Here is a 24,518-nt window from a genome sequence, read left to right on the forward strand (position 1 = left end):
AACGTACTGTCGAGCGATGGACATCCGGGTCGCCGTCATCGGGGCCGGCTCGTGGGGGACGACCGTCGCCGCCCTCGCCGCCGCCAACACCCCCACGATCATCTGGTCGCGGCGGGCCGAGCTGGCCGCCCAGATCAACGACGACCACCGCAACGGCGACTACCTCGCCGACTACGAGCTGCCGCACGCCCTCGAGGCCACCGACGACCTCGAGCTGGCCGTCAGGGGGTGCGACGTGCTGGTCATGGGCGTGCCGTCGGCCGGCTTCCGCGGCGCCCTGGAGGAGGTGGCCAAGCACCTGCGCCCGTGGGTCCCGGTCATCAGCCTCACCAAGGGCCTCGAGGTCGGCACCCGCAAGCGCATGAGCGAGATCGTCACCGAGGTCGTGCCCGGCCACCCCGTCGGCGTGCTCACCGGACCGAACCTGGCCAAGGAGGTCCTCGCCGGCCACGCCGCCGCCACCGTGATCGCCATGGACGACCACAACGTCGCCGTCGCCCTCTCGAACCTGTTCCGGGCCCCGCTGTTCCGCGTCTACACCAACGAGGACGTGGTCGGCTGTGAGCTGGGCGGCGTCCTCAAGAACGTGGTCGCCATCGCCGCCGGGATGGCCGACGGCCTCGGCGCCGGTGACAACACCCGGGCCGCCGTCATCACCCGGGGCCTCTCGGAGATCTCGCGGCTGGGCATCGCCCTCGGCGGCGAGGCCCTGACCTTCTCCGGCCTAGCCGGCATGGGCGACCTCATCGCCACGTGCATCAGCACCCAGAGCCGCAACCGCCACGTCGGCGAGCGCCTCGGCCGGGGCGAGACGATCGAGGAGATCATCGCCGCCATGAACATGGTCGCCGAGGGCGTCAAGACGTCCCTGGTGGTGTGGGAGCTGGCCCACGAGCTGGGCATCGACATGCCCATCGTCGAGGAGGTCAAGGCCGTGTGCCACGACGGCCGCTCGGCATCCGAGGCCTACCAGGGCCTCCTCAAGCGCGACTCCGGCCACGAGCAGGCCGGCATCCGCGCCGGCGTGTAGGTGCTCCGCCGACGCAGGGGCCTCGACCGGACCCCGACCGACGGACCCCAGGCGCGCACCCGGCGCCTCGTGCCCGGCCTGGTGGACGCGGGCTGGACCCTCCCGGCCAGCCTCGCCGGCGACCAGCCGCCCGTCGCCACCCGGTTGGGCGTGGCCGACTCGCCGTGGACGGTCGTGGTCGACGGCCGGGGCGCGGTGTCGCCCGCCCCGGACTGGTTCACCCTCGACTGGGCGGTCGGCGCCGACGACCGCTGGTACGTCCCCGCCCGGGAGCCGGGCGTCGAGCAGGTGCGGGTCGACCACGCCCCGGTCGTCGAGACCCGGATGCGCGTCCCCTCCGGCCACGTCGTGCACCGGGTCTGGGTCGGGCGCGGGCCGTCGTTCCCCGGTGACGACGAGTGGGTCCGGGTGGAGGTCGAGAACGACTCGACGCTCCCCATCGCCCTGGCCTGGATCGTCCGGCCCTGGACGCCTGACGGCCTGGCCGCGGTCCCGAACATCGACGTGGCACCAGTGCGGGACGGGTCGGGTCCGTGGCTGATCCGCGTCGGTGACGTGGCGGCCGTGCTGCCCCGCCGACCCTCGCGCTGGGCGGCCGGGGTCGGCGACGGCGACGGCCCCGACCCACTGGCGACCGTCCTGGCGGGCGAGGCCTCGTCCGAGTGGGACGACGGGCGCGGCCTGTCGATCTTCTCGGACGAGGGCCTGGCCTCGGTCATCTTGCTCGTCCCCGTGCCCCACACCGCGACCAGCAGCATCGCCCTCCCCCGTGGTGTCGAGTCGATCAGCTCGCCGCTCGGGTGGCCCGCCGGCGGCCCCGACGCCGCTGCTGTGGCCCGCGGCTGGTCCTCGCTGGCCGACGCCGGGCCGCGCCTCGAGCTGCCGGACCCCGTGCTGGCCGACGCCCTGGCCGCCGCCCGGCGGTCGATCACCCTCAGCCACCGGGTCGTCCGCCGCCCGGCCGAGGACATGGACCGGGCGGCGCCCGTGGACCACCGGATCACCGCTGCGGGTGGGTGGGGCAGGGCCGCGCCCACACCCGTCGGCGAGCAGATGGAGATCCTCGCCGCCCTGGCGTGGTGGGGGCAGGACGACGCCGTCGACCGGGCCCTCGTCGACTGGCCGACGGGGCAGCAGCGCGGCGGGGGCTTCGGGAGCGAGGAGGCGACGGCCGCCGCCCTGCGGGCCCTCGCCGTCCACGCCGTGGCCGCCGGGGACGCCGGCCCCGCCCGGGCCTGGCTGCCCGAGGTCGGCGGCGCCGTCGAGTGGTTGGGCCGCCGGGCCCGCCGGGCGGGCCCCGGCGTCGACCCCCACGTGCTGGCCGACGGCCTCGACGCCGGCGCCGTCCTGTTCGCCCTGCTCGACCAGCCCGAGGCGGCGGCGGCCATGGCCGCCGACGCCGCCGGCGCCCGCCGGCGGGCCGGTGCCGGTCCGGCCACCGCGCCGGTGGTCGACCTCGACGCGCCGAACGTCACGCCCCGAGCGGTCGCCGCCGCCGCCGTGGCCGCGACCCGGGCCGGCGCCGAGGCCGCCGCGGTGTGGGCCCTGCTGCGGCGGGCGTCGTCGACGTGGACGTGGTCGGACCCGGAGCGGTGGATCGGCGACGACGGCCTCGTGCCCGCCCGGATGCTCTCCGCCGTCGCCCGGCTGCTCGTCGACGACCGGCCCGACGGCATCGCCGTCACCACCTGGCTGCCGCCCGCCTGGTGGGGGCTCGGGTGGGAGGTCCACGACGCCCCGACGCGGTGGGGCCGGCTGTCCTACGCCGTGCGCTGGCACAGCGGACGGCCCGCCCTGCTCTGGGAGCTGGGCGAGGCCCTCGGAGGCATCGGCGGCGACCCCGTGCTCACCGCCCCCGGGCTCGACCCGGCGTGGTCGGCGACCGAACGGCGGGGCGAGGCCCTCCTGGCGCCCGTCGCCCCGCCCGAGGGCGCCGACGTCGGGCCGGAGGTGGCCACCGGTGGCGTCGCCGTCGCCGCCCCGCCCCGGTCGGTGTGGCGGCCCCAGGACCCGGGCCCGGACGCACCCGCCCCGTCGGCCGACCCGCCGGCGCCGGGCCCCCCGCCGCCGGAGGAGGGCGGCTCGTTCACCTGACGCACCGGGAGGTGGCGTCGGTCGCCCCGGCGCGACAGGATCGACCGGTGACCGACACCGGCGATGGCGGCTCCGCGCCGGCGACCAGGCCGGGCGGGGCGGCCATGGAGCTCCCGACCCTGCGACGCATGCTCGTCGACACCGGCGTCGAACCGGCCGCGGTCGAGGAGGCCGAGGAGGCCGGGGTGCTCGGCTTCTTCGCCATCGAGCGCTTCGCCGTCCCCGCCCCGGCACGCTACGAGCTCGAGGAGGTCGCCCGGGTCACGGGCATGCCGGCCAAGCAGATCACGCTGATCTGGCGGTCGCTGGGCCTGCCCGAGCCCCGCCCCGGGGACCGCATCTTCACCGAGGTCGACGCCGAGGTGCTCGGCACCGTCGCCGGGCTCATCGACCTGGGCCTGATCGAGCCGGACCTGGCCGCCCAGATGAGCCGGGTCATCGGCTGGTCGCTGGCCCGGGTGGCGGCGGCCATGGTCGACTCGATCGACGCCGACCCCGGCTACCGCGGCGCCGACGACCCCCAGATGGCGGTCTTCGCCAGCACCATGCTGCCGACGCTGACCCAGGTCATCGAGCACGTGTGGCGGCGCCACCTCCAGATCGCGGCCCGGCGCCGCATCGCCCGGGAGCTCGACAGCGACGAGGGCGTCAGCCCGGTGAAGGCCGTCGGGTTCGCCGACATGGTCGGCTACACCACCTTGAGCCAGCAGGTCGACGAGCACACCCTGGCCACGGTCGTCGGCCGGTTCGAGGAGATCGCCTACGACACGGTGAGCAGCTTCGACGGGCGGGTCGTGAAGATGATCGGCGACGAGGTCATGTACGTCACCGACGACCCGGCCGAGGCGGTCCGGATCGGCCTGGCGCTGGCCGACGAGTACGCCGCCGACGAGGCCCTGTCCGACGTCCGGGTCGGCATCGCCTGCGGCCCCGTCGTCGAGCGGGAGGCGGACCTCTACGGGCCGGTCGTGAACCTGGCCAGCCGCATCGTCCACATCGCCTTCCCCGGCTCGGTGATCACCACCGACGACGTCCACACCGTGGTCGGCGACGAGCCCTTCCTGGCCTGGAAGTCGCTCAAGCCCCGGCGGATCAAGGACATCGGCCGGGTCCCGCTCTGGGCCGTGCGCCTGGCCGAGGACCCCGACCGGGCGGGCCGGCCCCGCGCCGACATCCGCGAGCGCCGGACCGAGGCCCGCGAGGCCCGCCTGGCCGCCCTCGAGGAGGGTCGGGCGCGGGAGGGTCGGTCGCGGGGCCGGTAGCCTGCTCGGGTGGGTCGTGCGGCACGATGGGCCGGTCCCGTGGTCGTGTCGGTCTGCCTCGGCCTGCTGGTCGGGGTCCTGGCCGTCACCGCCCGTCCGGCGGAGGTGGTCGTCGCCCGCGCCCCCCAGCGCCCGCCGCCGGGGCCGGCGCTGGTCGAGGGCGACTGGCCCGTCACCACCCCGCCGGCGCCCGAGCACCCGACGTCGTTCCGGGTGGCCGATGCCGTGGGCCCCACGATCGAGCTGTGGCGGGCGCCGGGTGAGCCGCTCGGGACGACGCTCGACAACCCGACCTGGGAGGGCCTGGCGGTGGTGTTCGCCGTCCTCGAGGAACGGGGCTCCTGGCTGCGGGTCCGGGTCTCGACCCGCCCCAACGGGACGACGGCGTGGGTCCGGCGGGCCGACGTCGACCTCCGCACCGTGCCCAACTGGGTCCAGGTCGAGGTCGGGGCCCGGCGGGTCACGGTCTTCCACGGCGACACCCCGCTGCTGAGCACGACGGTGGCCGTGGGCCGGGCGGCCACGCCCACCCCGACGGGGTCGTACTTCGTCGACGGCATCGTGCCCCTCGACCCGCCCCACCCGGCCTACGGCGCCGGCCAGGTCAGCGTGAGCGCGTTCAGCGAGACGCTGACGTCCTTCGGCGGCGGCGTCGGCCAGATCGCCCTCCACGGCACCCAGGCCACGGCCCTGCTCGGCCAGGAGACCAGCAACGGCTGCGTCCGCCTCGACAACGACGGCATCCGCGCCGTGATGGCCCTCGCCCCGACCGGCACCCCCGTCGAGATCGTGGCGTAGCAGAGGACCCGCGACGTGCCGGACGCGACGTGCCAGGCACGTCGCGTCCTCAGGCGTCGAGGCTCAGGGTGGCGATCTGCCAGGGGCCGAGGGGGAGGGGGCCGTCGATGCGCTCCTGGGGCCGGCCCCGGAGGTCGGTGCGCCAGCCGGTGCGGTCGACGGTCACGGTGGCCTCCTCGGCCGACGGGTTCCAGACCCGGACCTCGAGCTTGCCCGCCCGGCGCCGGACGGCGGCGACCTCGGCGCCCTCGACCGCCAGCGCGGTGCGGGCGTCGGCCCGGTGCGGCCCCCGGGGGGTCGCCACCAGCAGCGGCACGAAGAGGTCGTCGGCCACCGAGCGCGGGTCGGCGGCGTCGACGGCGAGCCCGTAGCGGACCGTCGTCGTCCCGATCATCTGGGCGCCGGGGGTGGCCAGGATGGGTCCGGCCGGGACCGGGCGGGTCTCCATCGGCCCCTGCGACAGGAGCCCGGTGCACCGCAGGAGGGTGAGGGCGATCTCCCCGGCGGTGGCGTCGGCGCCCTCGCCGCTCAGGGCGACCAGCTCGTACTCGACCACGCCCTCGGTGGCCACGGTGAGGCCACCGGCGGCGACGTGGTCGCGGGCCGGGAACGTCGGCAGCGGCATCTCGGTGGGGCCACCCTCGGCGACCAGTCCCCGGGTGACGGTGGCGTAGGCGCACCCGGCCGCCGACCCGGTCGCCGGGCGGGGGAGCGGGTGGTGCACCCGCAGGCGGTGGTCGGTGCTCGCGTTGGCGATGGTCGTCTCGACCCGCACGGTGGCCTCGCCGGCGTGGAGCGACAGCCGCGCCTCGATCGAGGTGGCGATCGAGCCGGCGCGGGCCCCGTCGACGATGCCGGCGGGCAGGTCCCACGTGGTCTCGATGCGGAGGGTGGCTCGGACGGGGCCGTCCTCGATCGCCGTCACCGTGACCGAGGTGGGGGCGGTCACCAGGACGTCGCCGGCCGGGGGCGGGCACCAGTTGTAGGTGTCGCCCAGGTCGCCGCCGTCGACGATCCGGCCGTATCCCTCGACCCCGTCGATCGACCAGGTGCCGTCGGCGGGGTCGACCTCGACCGTGACGAGGCCGTTGGCCAGCGAGGTGCCCGAGGCCCGGGCCGGGGCCACGTCGTCGGGCAGCGGCGTCCAGCGGGCCCACGAGAACCCGTCGACCTCGGCCCGGGCCAGCACCCGCGCCGCCGGGGCGCCGTCGCGCACGACCCGGAAGGGCCGCCACAGGTCCCGGCGGGCCAGCACGTCGCGGACCTCGGCCCGCAGGGCCGAGCGGTCGATGGTCCCGCCCGAGCCCGACCGCACGACCAGCACGGTCTCGTCGCCCGAGTCGTCGAGCTCGGCCTCGGTGAGCGAGCGGTCGCGGTCGAGCACCCGGCCGATGACCTCGGCCACGTTGGCCAGGCTGCCCGAGTCGATCCGGCGCCGGGCCGGGACCTCCTCGACCACCTGGACGCCGGCGGGCACGTCGGCCGGGGCCACGCCGTCGAGGAGCAGGTCGACCACGCCGACCCGGCGGCGGGCGACCGGGTTGACCACGACCGCGCCGGACCCGCCGGCGGCGGCCCCGATGGCCTTGAGGGCCCGGCCGGTCAGACCGTCGGCCACGTCGATGGCCTCGTCGTAGCGGTGGATGACGGCGTCGACGACGGGGTCGACCGAGCAGGCGCAGATCGAGTCGTGGGCGCAGTTGCGCACGACCAGGCCCCACGCCTCGTCCAGCAGGGCCTGGGGCCAGTCGGCGGCGGGGCCGAACAGCGCCCACAGCGGCTCGGCCCGCCGCTCCAGGCCGACCTCGGCGCGGGCCGCCCGCTGGCGGACGTCCATGCGGTTCGAGGTCACGCCCATGAGGACGTTGGTGCGGGCGCCCGAGCGCATCTCGCCCACGACGAGGGGCAGGCCCTCGACGCCCTCGGGGGTCGCCTCCACCGCCGCACGCCGGGCGGCGACGTGCTCGGCGAGGGAGCAGACCCGCAGGTCCCACTCGTCGCTGATGTCGTTCGCCTCGGCCACCAGCCGGCCGAGGGCGGGTTGGGGCATGAGGTGGTCGGTGCCGTTCATCCAGAGCAGGGGGTCGCCGGCGCGGGGCTCGTGCTGGTCGGCCCAGTCGGCGATCCGGGCCACCAGCTCCTTGGCGTCGCCCGGGAGGACGGCGCCGTTGGAGTAGCCGTCGGTGAGGTACTCGGCCAGGACCTCGCTGCCGTCGGGGCTCCGCCACCGGAACGCCGGGGCGTCGACCGATGCCGGGATGCCCCGCCACACCACCGCCTCGGTGAACCCGAAGCCCCGGAGGATCTGGGGCATCTGGGCGACGTGGCCGAACATGTCGGGCAGGTAGCCCAGCTCCATGGCGCCCCCGAAGGCCGCGGCCCGGTCGAGGCCCATCTGCATGTCCCGGACCATGGTCTCGCCCGAGACGAGGAACTCGTCCATGAGGATGTACCAGGGGCCGAGGCTGAGGCGACCGGCGTCGGCCAGGCGGCGGATGCGGTCGGCCTCGTGGGGGCGGATGGCGAGGTAGTCGTCGATCACCGCCATCTGGCCGTCGAGCATGAAGTGGGCGTAGCCGGCGTCGTCGTCGAGCCGGTCGAGGAGGGCGTCGACCAGGTCGACCAGCCGCATGCGGAACGACTGGAACGACCGGTACCACTCCCGGTCCCAGTGGGTGTGCGGGACGATGTGGACCTGGCGCGCCATGGCATCACGCTACGAGAGCGCAGCCCCCTCGGTAGCGTCGTGGGTGTGTGCGACACGATGGTGGCGCTGGCTGCGGCCACGGCCGACGGGGTGACCCTGTTCGCCAAGAACAGCGACCGCCCGCCGCACGAGCGCCAGGTGCTCGAGCACGTCCCGTCCCGGCGGGAGGACGTCACCACGACGACCTACCTGACCATCCCGGGCCCCGACGGTCCCACCCTGGCCGTGGCCGGGAGCCGGCCGACGTGGATGTGGGGCATGGAGCACGGGGTCAACGAGGCCGGCGTCGCCGTCGGCAACGAGATGATCTTCACCACCGACGACCCGCGCCAGGCCCCCGCCGCCCTCACGGGCATGGACCTCGTCCGTCTCGCCCTCGAGCGCAGCGGCACCGCCGACGAGGGGGTCGCCACCATCACGGGCCTGATCGAGCGCCACGGCCAGGGGGGCTCGGGCCACGACCACGACGACGTCCCGTACTGGTCGTCGTTCCTGGTCGCCGACCCGACCACGGCCTGGGTGGTCGAGACCTCGGGCCGGACGTGGGAGGCCGAGGAGGTCACGGCGACGCGGGCCATCTCCAACCGCACGACCATCCCGGCCTTCGACGCCCTCCACCGCGCCGCCCGCCAGGCGACGGGACCGTTCGTCGACCCCCGCTGGGAGGCCTGCACCGGGGCCCTCGGCGAGCGTCCCGTCACCGAGGCCGGGCTGCGCCGCCACCTGCGCCGCCACGTCGGCGGCGACGAGGGCTGGACCGTGTGCATGCACGTCGACGGGCTGGAGGCCACCACCGCATCGGTCGTGGCGGCCCTGCCCCCCGACCGCCCGCCCGTCGCCCGCCTCCTCCTCGGGTCGCCGTGCCGGTCCGTCTACGTGCCGCTCCGGGTGGGCGAGGCGTTCCGATCGCCCGACCCGGAGCGGTTCGCGGCCCTGACCGACGACGACCGGCCCGCCCTCGCCGCCCTCGAGGCCGAGCTCGACGCCGCCCTCGCCGCCCACGACGGGCCGGGCTGGAACGACGAGGCCCTGCGCCGGGTCGACACCGCCCTGACGGCGATGGGGCGCTGAGGTGCGCGTCGCCTTCGGCACCGACGAGGTCACGGCGGTGACCGAGGGCGTGGTGGCCCACCTGGGCGACCTCGGCCACGAGGTGGTCGTCGTCGGCGCCGGCCAGGAGTGGCCCGAGGTCGGCCGGGCCGTCGGCGCCGCGGTGGCCCGGGGCGCGGTGGACCGGGGCGTCGTGTGCTGCTGGACCGGGACGGGGGTGGCGATGGCCGCCACCAAGGTGCCCGGCGTGCGGGCCGCGCTGTGCGGCGACGCCGAGACGGCCCGGGGCGCCCGCCGCTGGAACGACGCCAACGTGCTGGCCCTCGGCCTCCGCCTCACCTCGGCGGTGGTGGCGGTCGAGGTCGTCGACGCCTTCCTCGCCACCGACCCCGACCCCGACGAGGCCCCGGCCGTCGCCCGTCTGGAGCGGCACTAGGTTCGGGGCATGCCGAAGTACGTGATGCTGTCGACCCTCGGTCCCGACGGTGCCGCCCGCCTGCGCGACGACCCGCAGCGGCTGAAGGCGGTCAACGCCGAGCTCGAGGAGATGGGCGTCCGGGTGCTCGAGCAGTACGCCCTGCTCGGCCAGTACGACTTCCTGAACATCCTCGAGGCGCCCGACGAGATGACGATGGCCAAGGTGGCCACCGCCCTCGGCGCCCGGGGGACGCTCAAGACCCTGACCCTCACCGCCATCGACGTCGACACCTACATCGACGCCCTCGGCTCCGGCGTCGGTCGCGGCTGACCGCTCAGATCCACCACATGGAGTTGCGGCGCTCCCGGCGGACGGCCTCGCGCGGCAGGGGGCGGGGCAGCCGCGAGCCGTCCGAGGCCCGCTCGACGGTGACGGTCCCGTCCTCGCCCGTCGCCACGACCAGGTAGCCCTTGTGCCACAGGCCCTCGAACCCGTCTCGCACCTCGACCCGGGCGCCGGGCTCGAGGACCCGGTCGCCCTTCGCCTCCGGATCGGCCATCGGAGCGGGAGCCTAGGCCCGCGCCCGCGGTCGAGATGGCACCGGGGGCGGCGGTAGGTTCGGGCCGTGCCCGCTCCCACGCCCGCCACCCGGCGTCGGCCCGCGGCGCGGCCCAAGATGCGCCGCGCCCTCCAGGGCAAGGCCCCGACGCTCGCCGTCGAGCGGGAGCTCTGGGCCGCCGGCCACGAGGTGGTCGTCGGGCTGGACGAGGTGGGCAAGGGGGCGTGGGCCGGCCCGCTGACCATCGGGGCCGCCGTGCTGCCGGTCGATCGGCGGGTGAACGGCGTCCGCGACTCCAAGGCTCTGACCGAGCCCGAGCGCGAGAGGCTCTACGACAAGGTCGCCGGCTGGTGCGCCGCCTGGGCCGTGGGCCACGCCACCGCCGCCGAGTGCGACCGGATGGGGATGTCCGACGCCCAGCGGCTCGCCGCCCGCCGGGCCCTCGCCGCCCTCGGTGTCACCCCGACGGCGGTGCTGCTCGACGGCAACTGGGACTTCGTCGGCCTGGGGACCACCCGCAAGATCATCAAGGGCGACGCCACCTGCCTGTCCATCTCCGCTGCGTCGGTGCTGGCCAAGGTGACCCGGGACCGGATCATGCGGGGCGTGGCCGACGACCACCCCGGCTTCGAGTTCGCGGCCAACAAGGGCTACCCGTGCCCGCGCCACAAGCTGGCCCTGCGGGGCCACGGGCCCACCGCCATCCACCGGATGAGCTGGGCCTTCGTCGACGACCTGCCGTGGTCGACCACCGCCCGCGAGGTGGCCCGGGCCCGCCTGGCGGCCAAGGCCGGGATCGACCCGAACCAGCCGAGCCTCTTCGGCTGACGGCTGCTCAGCCCCAGCCGGGCGGGGTGTGGGCGGCGTCGGGTCGGGGTCCGCGGGGGCGGCGCCCGAGGCGGCGGGCGTCGGAGCGGGCATCGGGGGCCGGCGTCGCCGGCTCCGACCACGACGCGCCCGACGGGGGCGGGGTGGCGACCGGCGGCTTCTCCAGGCTCGGCCCGGTGGCGGCGGTGGGCGGGCTGGGGGCGGGGGCCCACCCGCCGGGCGGGGGCGTCGGGCCGGTGGGCACGCCCGGGGGCATCCACGGCTGGATGCGCGTCGGCGGTCCCGCTGCCTTGCGCCGGTTCCGCACCACGACCAGGACGATCAGGCCGACGGCGACCAGCCCGACGACCCCGGCGACCAGCGCCCCGACGACGACGTACACCGCCAGCCGGTTGAAGTCGTCCTGGAGCTCGGTGTCGTCGAGGCCGTCGGGGCGGGCGCCCAGCTCCTCCTCGAGCTCGGCGTAGGTCCACTCCCGGCGCTCGCCGTCGATGCTCACGCGGAGGCCCTCGAACCGGCGGGGGAACCGCGTCCACACGATCTCGGCCGCCTGGTCCTGGGCCTCCTCCACGTCGGTGGCGCCGGGCGCCCCGGCGGACACCACGAGCACCGAGGTGTCCGACGTGTCGACGTTGGCGCTGACGTCGGTGAACCCCTCGTCCTGGAGGTCCTCGATGAGCCCCGACAGCGAGCTGATGGTCGAGCAGGCGGCGAGGGCCACCAGGGCCACCGCCACGACCAGCAGGAGGGCTCGGGCGCGCCGGGTCGCGGCGGGGGGTCGGAGGTGGGTGGGTGCGGCCAAGGCGGGACGGGGCGCGGCTCGCAGGTGGGCGCGCCCCCGGAGCCTACGGGCCGGCACCCGTCGCCGAGGTGCCGCTCCGGTGCGGAGGGGCCGGGGGGCCGCTCGTAGGGTGGCGGGATGACGCTGACGCGCCGGTCCCGCGCCCTCGCCCTGGCCCTGTGCGGGTGGACGCTGTTCACCTGGGTGACCCGTGTCCCGCTGCTCCTCGGCGACGACGAGCTGGGGGCCGGGGGCAAGGTCCTCTCGCTGCTGCCGGTGCTGGTGTTCGTCGTGGGCGCCGTCGTCGTCGCCCTGGCGGTGGCCCGCCGCCTCGACGGCGCCGGCACCGCCGTGCTCGCCTTCGCCGGGTGGAGCATCGCCTACTGGGTCGTCCGGATGGCGTTCATCGCCACCAACGGCCACGAGGCCGCCTTCGTGGTGGTCCACGCCGTCCTCGGCGTGGTGGCCGGGACGCTGGCGGTGCTGGCCGGCCGGTCCGCCCTCGCCGACGGCGCCGGCCCCGCCGGGCTCCGCCGCACCCTCGCCTGAGGGCTCAGCCCGCCCCGGTCAGGTCGACGTCGAGGGCCAGGGTCAGGCACCGGCAGGCGCCGCCGGCCTTGAGGAACTCGCCCACGTCGACGGCCACGGGGTCGAACCCCCACGCCTCCAGCTGGCGCCCGACGCGGGGCGGGACGTGGGGCATCAGCACCGTCGTGCCCACGACGACCGAGTTGGCCGTGAACGCCAGGGCCTCGTCGTCGGTCAGCCACAGCGGCTCGGGCACCAGCGACTCGACCACGGCCGTGCCGTAGCGGTCCCACCCCAGCGGGGCGCACAGGGCGTGGCGGTCGTCGAGGGGGCAGAACGTGATGTCGATGTGGTACAGCCGCTCGTCGACCAGCTCGATCGGGCGGACCACCGCCCCGGTGAGGACGCTCAGCGGCGTGGTGGCGGCGGCGTCGGACCGGAAGCGGTACCCGCTGAGCAGGACGGGGGCGCCAGGACCGGTGTCGGCCCCGAACGGCAGGGCGTCGCCCGCCCCCTCGTGGCTGAGGTCGTCGGGGAGGCGCTCGACGGTGGCGCCCCGGTCGGCGAACCAGGTGGCGAAGCGCTCGGTCTCGGGCTGGCGCTCGGGGTGGCGGAAGTGGGCCGGCACGAAGGTCTCGCCCGAGACGATGCCGGCGTTGGCCGTGAACACGAGGTCCGGCACCTCGGCGTCCTGCTCGATGACCTCGACCTCGGCCCCGGCCTCCCGGAGGGCGGCGACCAGGCCGTCCCACTGGGTGCGGGCCCGCTCGAGGTCGACGGCCACCTCGGCGTGCATCCACGGGTTGATCTCGTACAGCACGCCGAAGTGGGTCGGCGGGCACATCAGGAACCGCCGCCCCCACGTGAGGGCGCCGGCGCTCATGCTCCCAGCTCGTCGGCCAGCTGGCCGAGGAACGGACCCACGTCGGTGACGATGCCGTGGGCCTGGTGGGAGCCCCGGTCGCTGAGCTTGGTGACGACCGACGGGTTGATGTCGATGCAGTAGGTGGCCACCGACGCCGGGAGCACGTTGCCGGTGGCGATGGCGTGCAGCGTCGAGGCCAGCATCAGGGCCACCCCGACGCCGGCGACCTCGTCACGCATGCGGTCGGCCACCTCCACCACGTCGGTCATGGTGTCGGGCAGGGGGCCGTCGTCGCGGACCGAGCCACCGAGGACGAAGGGGATGTCGTGGGTGACGCAGGCGTGCATCACCCCGGCGGGGACGTACCCGGCCTCGACGGCGGCGGCGATCGAGCCGTGGCGTCGCACCTCGTTGATCACCCGCAAGTGGTTGCTGTGGCCCCCCTCGGTCCCGGCCCCGGAGGCGACGTTGATGCCGAGCGAGGTCCCCATCACGGCCGACTCGATGTCGTGGGTGGCGAACCCGTTCCCGGCGAACAGCCGCTGGATCCAGCCCCCCTGGACCAGCCGGGCGACCGCCGGCCCGCCCCCGGTGTGGATGACGACCGGCCCGCAGACGGCGAGGACCTCGACGCCGTCGGCGCGGGCCTGGCGCAGGCGGTCGGCCAGGGCCCGGAGCTGGGTGGCCTTGGGCTTCTCGGTCGAGATGTCGGAGTCCATGAACTCGAACCCGTCCCGCCCCCGCCCCCGGTCGGGGGCGACGACCCGGACCCCGCTGCTCCCCACCACCACGGCGTCCCCCCGGCGCAGGCGGTGGAGGGGGGTGGTCACCACCCGGTCGTCCCGCACCACCAGGGTGCAGTCCATCTCGGCCCGGTCGGCGGTGATCCAGCGCCCGTCGATCCGGACCTCGGTCACCAGGTTGGTGGTGGCGGTGAAGTCGACCGGGGCGACGCCGTCGGCCGGGGCCGGCTCGGTCTCCGCCTGGCCGCTGTCGAGCGGGTTGGCCCCCTGGACCTGGAGCTGCTCGGCCAGGGTGGCGAGCACCTGGTCGTCGGGCGCCGTCACCTCGATCACGGCCCGGCTGGGATCGGTCGGGGTGCGGCCGATGGCCACGTCGAGGAGCCGGTAGTCGCTCCCCGACTCGAGGACCAGGTCGAGGACCTTGGGCAAGATGAGGGAGTCGACGATGTGGCCCTCGAGGGCGAAGGTCTCGGTGGCGGTCATCGGCGCGAGTCTGCCGCGCATCGCTTCGTGGCGCGGCCGGGCCTGGAAGTAGGTTGCCGGGCCATGGGTCAGCCGATCGTCGTCATCGAGAAGCCCTCGATCGCCAACCCCGGCATGGTGCGCTTCGAGACCAACCGGGCCATCACCGGCATGGGCCACGAGGTGTACCCGGCCGGGGTCGAGGTGCGGGGCGACCGCCCGCCCGACGAGATCGCCCGGCGGCTGTACGCCCACGGCGGGATCGAGGGGATCCACATCAACGGCAGCGTCGTGACCGTGGACCTGGCCAAGGGGGCCCGGACCGACGGCATGCGCGAGATCATCGAGTCGCTGTTCATCTACTACCCGCCGACCGCCGAGGACCCGGAGCAGGCCGTGGCCGACGCCGACGCCCCCGAGTCGGCGGGCGAGGTCGAGGAGCAGAAGGCGGCGGCGCCGGCCGAGGCGGCCCCCGACCCGCAGCACACCGAGCCGGCCCCCGCCGACGAGGCGGCGGCCGCCGACGCCGAGCCGGGCGCGCCCTAGCCCCTTCGGGCGGGTTGCGCCCGGCGAACAGGTGTTCGATGCTGAGGGGGTGACACCTCTCGAGCTGCTGGGGGAGCGGGCCCGGCCGACGACCCTGGCCGCCGAGCGGGCCCTGCCCGTGCTGCCCGCCCTGGCCCCGCTGCTGCCCGGCGGGCAGCTGGCCCGGGGGTCGACGGTCGCGGTGGCCGGGGTGGGGGCCACCTCGCTGGCCCTGGGTCTGGTGGCGGCGGCCTCGGCCGCGGGGTCGTGGACCGTCGCCGTGGGCCTCGGCGACCTGGGGCTGGTGTCGGCGGCCGAGGCCGGGGTCGAGCTGGGCCGGCTGGTCCTCGTCGCCGCCCCGCCCCCGGACCGGTGGGGGACGGTCGTGGCCACCCTGGTGGAGACGGTCGAGCTGGTGCTGGTCCGCCCGGCCGGACGGGTCGCCGACCGTGACGCCCGCCGGCTGGCGACCCACCTGCGGGGCCGGGGCGGGGTCCTGGTCCGGCTGCCGGGGCCGGGGTCGTGGCCCGAGCCGCCCGACGTGACCCTGCGGGCCACCGCCGCCGACTGGCGGGGCGCGGTGCCGCCCACCCGGCTCGACGGGGCCGGCCGGCTCCGGGCCCGGCGGGTGGTGGTCGAGGCCACCGGCCGGCGCCGGGCCGCCCGCCCCCGCCGGGTCGAGCTCTGGCTCCCCGGTGCCACCGGGGCGCCCGCCTCCCTGGCCCCCCCGACGGCCGTCGACGCACCCGTCGGCGGGCGAATCGCCAGCGAATCGCCCTCCGACACCCGCCCCGCGACCACCCCGACCTGGGCCGATGCCGTCTGAGCGGGCCGAGCGGACGGTCGTGGCCCGCATCCCGGACTGGCCCGTCGTGGCCGCCGGCCACCGGGGCGACGAGCCGGTGCTGGTCCTCCACGCCAACCGGGTCGTGGCCGCCTCGGCCGCGGCCCGGGCCGTCGGCGTCACCGAGGGGCTCCGGCGCCGGGAGGCCCAGCGCCGGTGCCCCGACGCCGTGCTGGTGCCGGCCGACCCGGCCCGCGACGCCCGGGTGTTCGAGCCCCTCGTCGGGGCCCTCGAGGCGGTCACGCCGCGGGTCGAGGTCACCCAGCCCGGCACCGTCGCCTTCGGCACCCGGGGCCCGTCCCGCTTCCACGGCGGCGACGGGCCCCTCGGCGCCCGGGTCGTCGAGGTCCTGGCCGCCACCCTCCACCCGCCCGGCCCGGTGCGGGTGGGGATCGCCGACGGGGCCTTCGCCGCCGCCTGCGCCGCCCTGTCGACCACCGACCTCGCCGGCGCCGCCGGCGAGCGTGCGAGTGGCGTGACGGAGCGTGCGAGTGGCGTGACAGAGCGTGCGAGTGGCGTGGTGAGGACGGACGAGGTCACGGTCGTGCCCCCGGGCCGGGCGGCGGCCTTCCTCGCCCCCTGGCCGGTGGCCGTCGCCGCCGACCACCTGGGCATCCCCGAGGCCGAGGTGGCGGCCGACGTCCTGCGCCGGCTCGGGCTCGGCACCCTCGGCGCCGTGGCCACCCTCGACCCGGCCGACGTCCTCGGCCGCTTCGGTGACCCCGGCACCCTGCTCCACCGGCTGGCCCGGGGCCTCGACCCCCGCCCGCTGGCCACCCGCCGCCCCGCCCCCGAGCTGGCGGTGGCCGGCGAGGTCGACCCGCCCGTCGAGCGGGTCGACCACCTGGCGTTCCGGGCCGTGGCCCTGGCCGACGGGCTCCACGCCCGCCTGGCCCGCGACGGGCTGGCCTGCCTGCGGCTGGGCATCGAGGTCGAGACCGAGCACGGCGAGGTCCGGCGCCGGTCCTGGCGCCACGAGGGCGGCCTCACCGCGGCGGCGGTGGCCGAGCGGGCCCGCTGGCAGCTCGACGGCTGGCTGACCGGCCCGGTCGCCGACCGGCCCAGCGCCGGCATCACCCGCATCCTCCTCGACCCCGAGGAGGTCGTCCCGGCCCGGGGCCGCCAGCTGGGCTTCTGGGGCGGCGAGACCCGCCTCGACGAGGGGGCGGCGCGGGCCCTGGCCCGGGTGGCCGCCCTCCTCGGCACCGACGCCGTGACCGTCCCCGAGCTGGTCGGGGGGCGGGGCCCGGGCGACCGGGTGGCGACCCTGCCGGCGGCGTCGGTCGACCTGGGGGGTGAGCGCACGGTCGTCCGCCCCGACACCACCGGGCCCTGGCCCGGCCGCCTCCCGGCGCCGTCGCCCGCCCTCGTGTTCGCCGACCCCGAGCCGGTCGACCTGCTCGACGCCGCCGACCGCCCCGTGCGGGTCGACGGCCGGGGCCTCATCAGCGCCGCCCCGGCCCGCCTCGGCCGCCACCCGGTGGTGGGCTGGGCCGGGCCGTGGCCCCTCGTCGAGCAGTGGTGGGACCCCGACCGGTCCCGCCGCCGGGCCCGGGTCCAGGTCGTCCTGGGCGACGGCACCGCCCACCTCCTCACCCTCGAGGGCGGCACCTGGCACCTCGAGGCCACCTACGACTGAGGGACGCGGATGGGGCCGGGCCCCATCCGCGCTGCGCTCGGCGGCGCTACGCGGGGGTGTTCTCGAAGCCCTCGTAGGGGCGGCAGGCCTGGCCCCGGACGCTTGGGCAGGGCACGTCGCCGGGCTCGACCGCGACCCCGTCGACCAGCGCCAGCACGACCGACGAGGCGTGCTCGCCGCCGCGGCCGACGGTGACCTCGTCCCCGTCGGCGCCGATGGTGTCGAACTGCCACGTCCCCCGGTCGCGCCCGGGCGAGGCGATGACGACCCGCAGCCGCGACCCGGCCCGGAAGGCCTGGGCGAACGACGGGATGGCGATCTGAGCCCGGGTCCACTCGCCCGGCTCGAGCGGCTCGCGGTGCGCGGCGTCGAAGGGGTGCTCGACCTCGAGGTCGTCGCCGACCTCGTCCTCGACCGCCCGGTGCGACAGCCGCAGCTGGCCGGACTGGACGAGAAGCTCGGTGCCGTCCTCCTGGACCACCGACACGGTGACCTGGACGTCGGCGTCCTCGGCGGTGGACTGGACCCACAGGTCGGCGTAGCCCGCCCCGGCCACGACGGTGTCCTCGGCGAGCGGCTCGGTGAGGTAGCTCAGGCCGGCGCCGTCGGCCGGCTGCTGCCAGTCGAACTCCCAGGTCGGGTCGAGCAGCGGGTACTCGCCGCTGTCGTCGGCGAAGAAGGTGTCCCCACCGGCCGCCACGTCGACGGTGAACACGTCGGCCTCGTCGCCGGTGGGGGCCTCCTCGACCAGGCGGCCGTCGGCGCCCAGGTACCAGGTGGCGGGGGTGGCCTCCGGCGGGGGCCACTCGTCGAAGGTGGCCTCGAACCGGGCGACGGGCGAGCCCGGGTTGGCCGAGTCGCCCGCCCCGTTCTCGAACAGGACCCGGACCTTGGGCTCGGCCTCGTAGGCGGCGAGGACCCCGGCCAGGTCGTCGTCGGCGAAGTCGGCGAAGCGGTCGGGCTCGAACCCCAGGCCGGGGGAGCCGAAGAAGTCCTCCATGAACGCCGGCGCCGCGGCCCGGATGCCGTCGGGGATGCGCGGCACCTCCTCGGCGACGTAGAGCTCCAGGAACTCGAACCACCGGGTGAGCACGAGCGGCGTGTACCCGTCGGGGTGGCGGCCGTTGAACAAGGTGAACCGCTCCTGCTCCGTGCCGGTGAAGCTGTCGAGCATGACCCCGAAGCGGGGACCGGTCTGCTCGTCCTGCCAGGCACCGGTCAGGAACACCGGCACCTCGATGTCGGCGACGAGCGTCTCCAGGTCCCGGCTGTCGGCGTCGACGGGCCGGTCCTCCAGGGAGCGGGTGAACTCCCCGAAGTCGGGGTTCTGGCTGCGGATGCGGAGGTTCTCCGCGCAGGTCTCGTCGCCCTCCTCGACCCGGGCGCTCACCCAGTCCGCCCCGCCGCCCTCGGACTGGCGGTTCCGCTCGGCCAGCCACTGCTCGGTGAAGCCGGAGTTGTAGATGCCGCCGGGCCACGCCATCTGCCACGAGTCGCCGATGACCGACAGGGGGGTGATGGCGGCCAGGCTCGGGGGTCGGGTGGCGGCCACGTAGAGCTGGGTGATGCCCGAGTACGAGAGGCCGACCATGCCGACGTGACCGCCCTTGACCCACGGCTGGGCGGCGATGGCCTCGACCACGTCGTAGCCGTCGGCCTGCTGGGCCGGGTTGAACACGTCGAAGACGCCGCCGGAGCACCCCGTGCCCCGCATGTTGACGCCCACCGTGGCGTACCCGCCGACCAGCTGGGCGATCATCGACCCCGGCTCGTCGGACGCCGGGTTGGACGGGCCGTAGCCGGAGTACTCGATGACGGTCGGGTAGGGGCCGTCCTCGACGGGGCCGGGGAGCGTGACGTTGACGCTCAGCTCGACGCCGTCGCGCATGGTGACGTAGCCGAAGCCGTCGCCGATCTCCTGCTCGTCGTAGAACGATGCGTCGGGGACGTCGTCGCGGGCGAGAACCTCGAACGGCTCGCTCACGGCGACGGGGTCGGCGCTCTCGTCGCGCACCGTGTAGGTGCCGGGGGCCAGCTGCCGGCCGGCGGCGGTCGGCAGGGTGCCGCCCTCGCCGGTCTCGTAGGTGAGGAACTCGTCGGGCACGTAGGCGAAGTGGGCCTGGCCCTCGTCGTCGGTCACCAGGCCGAGGAGCTTCTCGCCGTCGGCGTTCACGAGCGTGAGCTCGTGGCCGGGCTCGGCGCCGGTGACGGTGGCGACCTCCACGCCGGGGGCGACGGCGAACCCGGCGGCGACGGTCTCCTCGGCGTCGTCGACGACGGGTCGCTCGGCGGGCGCCTCGTCGGGCGCGGCGTCGGGGCTGTCCCCGTCGCCGGTGCAGCCGACGGCGACGAGCAGGAGGGCCGCCACGGCGCAGGCGGCGCGGCGGGCGCGGGTGGGCGGTGTCATCGTCGTGTCCCCCTGGACGTGGTGGGTCGGCCCCACCGCGGGCGACGGTAGCGGAGGGCCGCGAGCGGGGCCCGGATCTGGGACAGACTGCGCCGGTGGGCGACGCCGGCACCGACGAGGAGGTGCTGGGCGCGACCGAGCGCTGGTTCCTCCGGCGCGGGCTGCCCCACCTGATCGAGGGCTACCGCGCCTCGGAGGACGTGTTCACCCGCAGCGTCGGCGTGCTCTTCCTCGTGGCCCTGGTGGAGACGACCGACGCCGTCGAGCGGGAGTGGCGGTGGTGGCAGAACACCCTGGCCCTGCTGGCCGGCGTCGCCCTGCTCGTCGGGGCCTACGCCCTGGTGAACGTCCTCCGGGGCCGGTCCCCCCTCCGCCGGCCCGACTCCGTGGGCCCGGTCGAGCTGGGTCTGTTCGTCGTGCTGCCCGCCCTCGTCCCCCTGGTGTTCGGCGACGTGGACGGGGCTGCCGTCACCGCCGGGCTGAACCTGGTGCTGCTCCTGCTCGTGTACGTCGTGACCAGCTACGGCCTGGTCCCCATGACCCGCTGGGCCCTGACCCGGACGGTGGCCGCCCTCGGCGCCATCGCCGACCTCGTGGGTCGGGCCCTGCCGTTGCTGTTCGCCCTGACGATCCTCGTGTTCGTCAACACCGAGGCCTGGCAGGTGGCGGCGGCCCTGCCGGGCCCCCTGTTCGCCCTGACCGGTGCCATGTTCGTCGTGGTCGGGCTGTTCTTCCTGCTCACCCGGCTGCCGCGCGAGGTGCGCCGGGTCGACGACGAGCTGGGCGACGGAGGCCTGGTCGCGGCCTGCGCCGGGACGCCGGTCGAGGGGATCGCCGGGTCGGTCGACGGGACCGCCCCCGTCGACCTCGACCGGCGCCAGCGGCTCAACGTCTACATGGTCTTCCTGTTCGCCCAGGCCGTGCAGGCGGCGCTGGTGACGGCGGCCGTGTTCGCCTTCTTCACCCTGTTCGGGCTGGTGGCCATCCGGCCGGTGGTCGTCGAGGGCTGGCTGGGGGCCGACATCCCCAAGGACGTCGTCGTCGCCTTCGACCTCGTCGGTCACCGCATGGAGCTGACCACCGCCCTGTTGCACGTGTCGGGCTTCGTGTCGTTCGTCGCCGGGTTCTCCTTCACCGTGTCGCTGGTGACGGACTCCAGCTACCGCGAGGAGTTCTTCGACGACGTGGTCGGCCAGGTCCGCCAGGCCCTGGCCGTGCGCACCGTGTACCTCGCCGTGCGCCGAAGGGGAGGGGCGACGCCGGCCGAGGGGGTACCGGCGGTCGGTCCCTAGGCGGCGGCCGAGCCGGTGGCCGCCGAGCCGGTGGCGGGGGCGGCGGCGGCCAGGTCGGTGAGGACGGCGGCGGCGGCCGGCTTGCCGATGCGGCGACAGCCGAGGAGCGCCTGGCGGGCGATCACGCGCCGCTCGTCGCGCAGCTTGGCCAGGCCCTGGCGGACCAGGACCAGCGGCGGCTTGCGGCCCTCGCGGTGGTCGCGCACGAGGCGCCGCCAGAACGTGACCAGCGCCGGGCTCCTCAGCAGGAGGGCGTCGGCGAGGAGGTCCTCGGCGATCAGGCGGCTGACGACCTCGGCGGCGAAGATGCCCTCGGCCACCACGACCGGCGATCCGCCCAGCTCGATGGGTCGGGACCCGACCCGGGCGTCGTCGGCGATGCTGTAGATCGGGACCTCGGCCCGGCCGGTGCGGCACAGCTCGGCCAGGGCGGCGACGGCGGCGTCGGCGTCCCACGACGCCGGGTCCTCCCAGTCGATGTGGCCGCCGACGACGGGCATGGCCGGGTCGGTGCCGTCGCGGTAGAAGTCGTCGAGGGCGACGATCGGCACGCCCGCCCGCTCGGCCAGCCGGGTCTTGCCGCACCCGGACGGTCCGGCGAGGACGACGACCCGTGCCCTCGGGGTCTCGTCGTCCGCGCCACCTGCCACGGGCGACCATCCTCGCGCGCCAGACTCCGGATGTGGAGAACGCAGGAGCGGCGGACGGGGACCGGCGCATCGGGGTGGCGGTCGTGGGGCTCGGCATCGGCCGGCTCCACCTCATCTCCCTGGCCGAGCTGGCCGACCGGTTCCGGGTCGTCGCCGTGTGCGACCTCGACGAGGAGCGGGCGGTCGAGGTCGCCGGCTGGCTGAAGGGGGTGCGGGCGGTGACGGCGCTCGAGGAGGTGCTGGCCATGGGCGACGTCGACGTCGTCGCCCTGTGCACCCCGCCCCACCTGCACCGCCGGCAGGTCGAGACCTGCGTCCGGGCCGGCAAGGACGTCGTGTGCGAGAAGCCGCTCGTCGGCTCGGTGCGCGAGGTCGACGAGCTGGCCGCCCTCGAGGAGGAGACGGGGCGCTCGATCACCCCCGTCTTCCAGTACCGCTTCGGGCGGGGGCTCCAACGCCTCCGCGCCCTCGTCGACGCCGGGCGCACCGGCCGGCCGTTCGTGACCACGGTCGAGGTCGCCTGGACCCGGGGCCAGGGCTACTACGACGAGGCCGCCTGGCGGGGGCGGTGGGCCACCGAGCTGGGGGGCACGGTGACCGTCCACGCCCAGCACCACATCGACATGGTGCTCCACGTGCTCGGGCCGCCCGCCGCTGTCTGGGCGGCGACGTCGACGCTGGTCAACCCGGGCATCGAGACCGAGGACTGCGCCGCCGTCGTCCTCCGCTACGCCGACGGCTCCCTGGTCACCGTGGCGGCGACGACGGGCTCGGCGACCGAGATCTCCCGGCTGCGGTTCTGCTTCGAGCACCTGACGGCGGAGTCCTCGTCCGGTGCCTACACCCCCGGCGCCGAGCCGTGGACGTGGACCGCCGCCGACCCCGACGCCCAGGCCGAGCTCGACGCCTTCCTCGCCGCCCAGCCCGAGCGGGCCGAGGACTTCGTCGGCCTGTTCGACCGGTACGCCGACGCCCGCGACGCCGGTGCCCCGCCCCCCGTCACCTTGTCCGAGGCCCGGACCGTCCTGGAGGTCCTCACCGCCGTGTACGTCTCGTCCCGCACCGGTCGCGAGGTGGCCCTGCCCCTCGCCGACGACGACCCCGCCCTCGAGGGGTGGCAGCCATGAGCCCGGGGGACCCGCCCTCGGCCGGCACCACCTCGGTCGAGGAGACCGACGACGGCATCGTGGTGGCGGACCGGTGGACCTACCGCTGGGCGGCCAGCCGTCGGCCCCGCGTCCACCCGGTGCGCACGCCCGCCGGCCACGTCCTCACCCGCGACGCCCCCGACGACCACCCGTGGCACCACGCCCTGTGGTTCACCATCAAGTTCGTCGACGGGGACAACTTCTGGGAGGAGTACGACGCCTACGGGGTCCTGCGCCACGACGGCCCGCCGTCGGTCGTGACCGCGGCCGGCGGGGTCGTCGCCCTCCAGGGTCGCCTGGAGTGGATCCGCCCCGATCGCTCGACCGTCGCCCTCGTCGAGGACCGGACCCTCACCCACGTGCCGCTGGGCCCCGACGCCTACGCCATCGACCTCGACACCACCCTCGTGCCCGGTGCCGACTGCCGGTTGGAGCGGACGCCGTTCACCACCTGGGGCGGCTACGGCGGGCTCACCCTGCGGGGGGCGGGGGACTGGACCGACACCCGTCTCATGGTCGACGACGGGTCGACCCACGACCGGGTGCTGGGCGCCACCTCCCGCTGGTGCGACCTGACCGGGAGGCCGGCCGGGGCGGCCGACGGCGCCGTGGCCGGGATCGCCCTGCTCGACCACCCCGGCAACCGGCGCCACCCCGTGCCCTGGTACGCCAGCACCCGGGCCGACACCTACGGCGACGACGGGTGGTCCAACTTCCTGAACGCGGCCTTCCTCTGGCACGACGGCATGGACCTGGCCGCCGGCGAGGGGCTGCGGGTCCGCCACCGGGTCATCGTCCACGACGGGGAGTGGCCCCGCGAGCGGCTCGACACCGCCTGGGCCGACCTCCACGACTGGGGGTGAGCCGGGCCACGCCCCCTCCGCGGCGTGGTCGCCGGGGGGACGGTCCTCGGCGGGACGGTCGGGGGCGGGGTCGCCGTGGTGGGGGTCGCCGTGGCGGGCGGGGGCGTCGGTGAGGGGGTCGACGATGGCGGTGGGGTCCCCGTCGGGCGTCGGGCCGAGGGGGCCGTCGTCCGGTGGCCGGTACCGGGGGTCGAGCTCGTAGACGCCCCGGGACACGCGGCGGGCGCGGTGGCGGTCGTGCTCGTGGCCGAGGGCGTCGGCCAGGGCCTTGACCGGGTGCGCGGCGGCGATGACGTAGCCGTAGCGGTGGAGCCAGGCGTGGATGTCGATCAGCCGCTGTCGGCCGTGGCGGGCGAGGATCTGCACGCACACGTGGCGGAGGATCGCACCGGCGATGGGGATGGCGCCGGCGACGGCCGGGGCGAGGGGTGGGTGGCCGTGGTCCGGGGGGCGGCGGCCCCGGCGCCAGGGCAGGGCCGGGTACAGGGCGTCGCGCTGGAAGGCCAGCAGCTCCAGGATCTCGAGGCGCTCCTCGGCCTGGGGCACCATGGCCTGGTCGAGCTGCCACAGCCGGTGGAGGAGCTCCTCCCGGGCGACCTGGATGGTGAGGCGCTGCCGGGGCGACAGGCGAGAGGCCCGGCGGAGGGGGAGGGTGGTGGCGTTGCCGAGGCCCGGGGGGCGGCCGCGGATCATCTTCGGCTCCCAGCTGGGCCACTCGGTCTCGTGGCGGTCGGCGCTCATGTCTCCTCGCAGGGGTCGGTGGCGGTCCGCAGCGGTGGCTGCCATCCGCCGCCCCGTGGAGCGCCGTGAGTCCATCATGCCGAAGGGGTGCGACAGCGGGGCGAGCGACCCGCCACTCGCACCCGCTCGTCGGAGGGCGAATCGCCAGCGAATCGCCCTCCGACGGATCGATCCGAGTGGGCGTGGTGTCGGGCGGGGGAGCAGGGGCGCTCGGTGGTCGAACCGGTGCGAAGGGTGGGTGCGGGATCGGTGGCGTGGCCGGGACGGCGAGGCCGAGGCGAAGG

23 protein-coding genes are annotated in these 24,518 nt (G+C 76.1%); 16 read left to right on the top strand and 7 right to left on the bottom strand.

Translation table 11 applies throughout. From position 1 onward, the window contains the following. Positions 1 to 16: 16 nt before the first annotated feature. From HC251_RS05910 to HC251_RS05925, 4 genes are all read left to right on the top strand, one after another. Positions 17 to 1,030 carry an NAD(P)H-dependent glycerol-3-phosphate dehydrogenase gene (locus HC251_RS05910; protein ID WP_219944382.1) on the top strand — a complete coding sequence of 338 codons (1,014 nt, stop codon included), beginning with the start codon at positions 17 to 19 and terminating at the stop codon, positions 1,028 to 1,030. A 69-nt stretch (positions 1,031 to 1,099) separates the two neighbouring features. Next, positions 1,100 to 3,124, top strand: coding sequence for a hypothetical protein (locus HC251_RS05915; protein WP_219944383.1), 2,025 nt, complete (start codon positions 1,100 to 1,102; stop codon positions 3,122 to 3,124). A 47-nt stretch (positions 3,125 to 3,171) separates the two neighbouring features. Then, positions 3,172 to 4,386, top strand: a complete 1,215-nt coding sequence (locus HC251_RS05920) for an adenylate/guanylate cyclase domain-containing protein (RefSeq protein WP_219944384.1) — start codon at positions 3,172 to 3,174, stop codon at positions 4,384 to 4,386. A gap of 9 nt (positions 4,387 to 4,395) precedes the next feature. Beyond that, the gene (locus tag HC251_RS05925) at positions 4,396 to 5,184 is read left to right on the top strand and encodes a L,D-transpeptidase (protein ID WP_219944385.1); all 789 of its coding nucleotides are present in this window, start codon (positions 4,396 to 4,398) and stop codon (positions 5,182 to 5,184) included. Between the two features lie 49 nt (positions 5,185 to 5,233). Here HC251_RS05925 and HC251_RS05930 read toward each other — a convergent pair whose 3' ends face one another. Then, positions 5,234 to 7,891 (bottom strand): hypothetical protein, encoded by a 2,658-nt coding sequence (locus HC251_RS05930; protein ID WP_219944386.1) that lies wholly within the window; start codon positions 7,889 to 7,891, stop codon positions 5,234 to 5,236. A gap of 45 nt (positions 7,892 to 7,936) precedes the next feature. Between HC251_RS05930 and HC251_RS05935 the strand changes: the two genes are divergently transcribed. Genes HC251_RS05935 through HC251_RS05945 form a run of 3 tightly spaced genes read left to right on the top strand, consistent with a single transcriptional unit; the run spans position 7,937 to position 9,689 of the window. After that, positions 7,937 to 8,962: a C69 family dipeptidase gene (locus tag HC251_RS05935; protein ID WP_219944387.1), complete on the top strand. Its 1,026-nt coding sequence runs from the start codon at positions 7,937 to 7,939 to the stop codon at positions 8,960 to 8,962. 1 nt (position 8,963) lies between these two features. After that, a complete protein-coding gene (locus tag HC251_RS05940) occupies positions 8,964 to 9,377 on the top strand; it encodes an RpiB/LacA/LacB family sugar-phosphate isomerase (RefSeq protein WP_219944388.1) in 414 nt (137 codons plus the stop codon). Between the two features lie 9 nt (positions 9,378 to 9,386). Beyond that, on the top strand, positions 9,387 to 9,689 hold the full coding sequence (locus tag HC251_RS05945) for a GYD domain-containing protein (protein ID WP_219944389.1): 303 nt from the start codon (positions 9,387 to 9,389) through the stop codon (positions 9,687 to 9,689). Between the two features lie 4 nt (positions 9,690 to 9,693). On the opposite strand, the gene HC251_RS05950 is transcribed toward HC251_RS05945, so the two are convergent. Continuing rightward, a complete protein-coding gene (locus HC251_RS05950; protein WP_219944390.1) occupies positions 9,694 to 9,918 on the bottom strand; it encodes a hypothetical protein in 225 nt (74 codons plus the stop codon). A 66-nt stretch (positions 9,919 to 9,984) separates the two neighbouring features. On the opposite strand from HC251_RS05950, the gene HC251_RS05955 reads away from it, so the two are divergent. Next, positions 9,985 to 10,746, top strand: coding sequence for a ribonuclease HII (locus HC251_RS05955; RefSeq protein ID WP_255566615.1), 762 nt, complete (start codon positions 9,985 to 9,987; stop codon positions 10,744 to 10,746). A 7-nt stretch (positions 10,747 to 10,753) separates the two neighbouring features. On the opposite strand, the gene HC251_RS05960 is transcribed toward HC251_RS05955, so the two are convergent. Next, entirely contained in the window at positions 10,754 to 11,548 is a 795-nt protein-coding gene (locus HC251_RS05960; RefSeq protein ID WP_219944391.1) for a hypothetical protein, read from the bottom strand. Positions 11,549 to 11,665: 117 nt separating this feature from the next. Between HC251_RS05960 and HC251_RS05965 the strand changes: the two genes are divergently transcribed. Next, positions 11,666 to 12,076: a hypothetical protein gene (locus HC251_RS05965; RefSeq protein WP_219944392.1), complete on the top strand. Its 411-nt coding sequence runs from the start codon at positions 11,666 to 11,668 to the stop codon at positions 12,074 to 12,076. A gap of 4 nt (positions 12,077 to 12,080) precedes the next feature. Here the strand turns inward: HC251_RS05965 and HC251_RS05970 are convergent, their stop codons facing one another. Together HC251_RS05970 and HC251_RS05975 are read right to left on the bottom strand one after the other, a co-directional pair. Beyond that, the gene (locus HC251_RS05970) at positions 12,081 to 12,938 is read right to left on the bottom strand and encodes a dimethylarginine dimethylaminohydrolase family protein (protein WP_219944393.1); all 858 of its coding nucleotides are present in this window, start codon (positions 12,936 to 12,938) and stop codon (positions 12,081 to 12,083) included. Beyond that, positions 12,935 to 14,146 (bottom strand): TIGR00300 family protein, encoded by a 1,212-nt coding sequence (locus HC251_RS05975; RefSeq protein WP_219944394.1) that lies wholly within the window; start codon positions 14,144 to 14,146, stop codon positions 12,935 to 12,937. Before HC251_RS05975 ends, HC251_RS05970 begins: the two co-directional genes overlap by 4 nt. A gap of 63 nt (positions 14,147 to 14,209) precedes the next feature. Between HC251_RS05975 and HC251_RS05980 the strand changes: the two genes are divergently transcribed. The 3 genes from HC251_RS05980 to HC251_RS25940 are packed head-to-tail and all read left to right on the top strand — an operon-like array spanning position 14,210 to position 17,133. Further along, positions 14,210 to 14,671, top strand: coding sequence for a hypothetical protein (locus HC251_RS05980; RefSeq protein WP_219944395.1), 462 nt, complete (start codon positions 14,210 to 14,212; stop codon positions 14,669 to 14,671). 49 nt (positions 14,672 to 14,720) lie between these two features. Continuing rightward, the gene (locus HC251_RS05985; RefSeq protein ID WP_219944396.1) at positions 14,721 to 15,476 is read left to right on the top strand and encodes a hypothetical protein; all 756 of its coding nucleotides are present in this window, start codon (positions 14,721 to 14,723) and stop codon (positions 15,474 to 15,476) included. Continuing rightward, positions 15,466 to 17,133 carry a hypothetical protein gene (locus HC251_RS25940; protein WP_219944397.1) on the top strand — a complete coding sequence of 556 codons (1,668 nt, stop codon included), beginning with the start codon at positions 15,466 to 15,468 and terminating at the stop codon, positions 17,131 to 17,133. Before HC251_RS05985 ends, HC251_RS25940 begins: the two co-directional genes overlap by 11 nt. 46 nt (positions 17,134 to 17,179) lie before the next feature. Here the strand turns inward: HC251_RS25940 and HC251_RS05995 are convergent, their stop codons facing one another. Continuing rightward, on the bottom strand, positions 17,180 to 19,576 hold the full coding sequence (locus HC251_RS05995) for a CocE/NonD family hydrolase (protein WP_304608305.1): 2,397 nt from the start codon (positions 19,574 to 19,576) through the stop codon (positions 17,180 to 17,182). A gap of 59 nt (positions 19,577 to 19,635) precedes the next feature. Between HC251_RS05995 and HC251_RS06000 the strand changes: the two genes are divergently transcribed. Beyond that, on the top strand, positions 19,636 to 20,832 hold the full coding sequence (locus HC251_RS06000) for a hypothetical protein (protein WP_219944398.1): 1,197 nt from the start codon (positions 19,636 to 19,638) through the stop codon (positions 20,830 to 20,832). Here HC251_RS06000 and HC251_RS06005 read toward each other — a convergent pair. Further along, the gene (locus tag HC251_RS06005; RefSeq protein ID WP_219944399.1) at positions 20,829 to 21,482 is read right to left on the bottom strand and encodes a hypothetical protein; all 654 of its coding nucleotides are present in this window, start codon (positions 21,480 to 21,482) and stop codon (positions 20,829 to 20,831) included. The two genes, HC251_RS06000 and HC251_RS06005, sit on opposite strands and share 4 nt — an antisense overlap. A gap of 32 nt (positions 21,483 to 21,514) precedes the next feature. On the opposite strand from HC251_RS06005, the gene HC251_RS06010 reads away from it, so the two are divergent. The 3 genes from HC251_RS06010 (at position 21,515) to HC251_RS06020 (ending at position 24,303) form a co-directional block, all read left to right on the top strand. Further along, entirely contained in the window at positions 21,515 to 22,609 is a 1,095-nt protein-coding gene (locus tag HC251_RS06010) for a Gfo/Idh/MocA family protein (protein WP_219944400.1), read from the top strand. Continuing rightward, complete coding sequence (locus HC251_RS06015) at positions 22,606 to 23,493, top strand: DUF6807 family protein (protein ID WP_219944401.1); 888 nt, start codon at positions 22,606 to 22,608, stop codon at positions 23,491 to 23,493. Before HC251_RS06010 ends, HC251_RS06015 begins: the two co-directional genes overlap by 4 nt. A gap of 228 nt (positions 23,494 to 23,721) precedes the next feature. Further along, complete coding sequence (locus HC251_RS06020; protein WP_219944402.1) at positions 23,722 to 24,303, top strand: hypothetical protein; 582 nt, start codon at positions 23,722 to 23,724, stop codon at positions 24,301 to 24,303. Positions 24,304 to 24,518 lie beyond the last annotated feature (215 nt).

This window comes from Iamia sp. SCSIO 61187 (assembly GCF_019443745.1).
Lineage (GTDB): Bacteria > Actinomycetota > Acidimicrobiia > Acidimicrobiales > Iamiaceae > Iamia.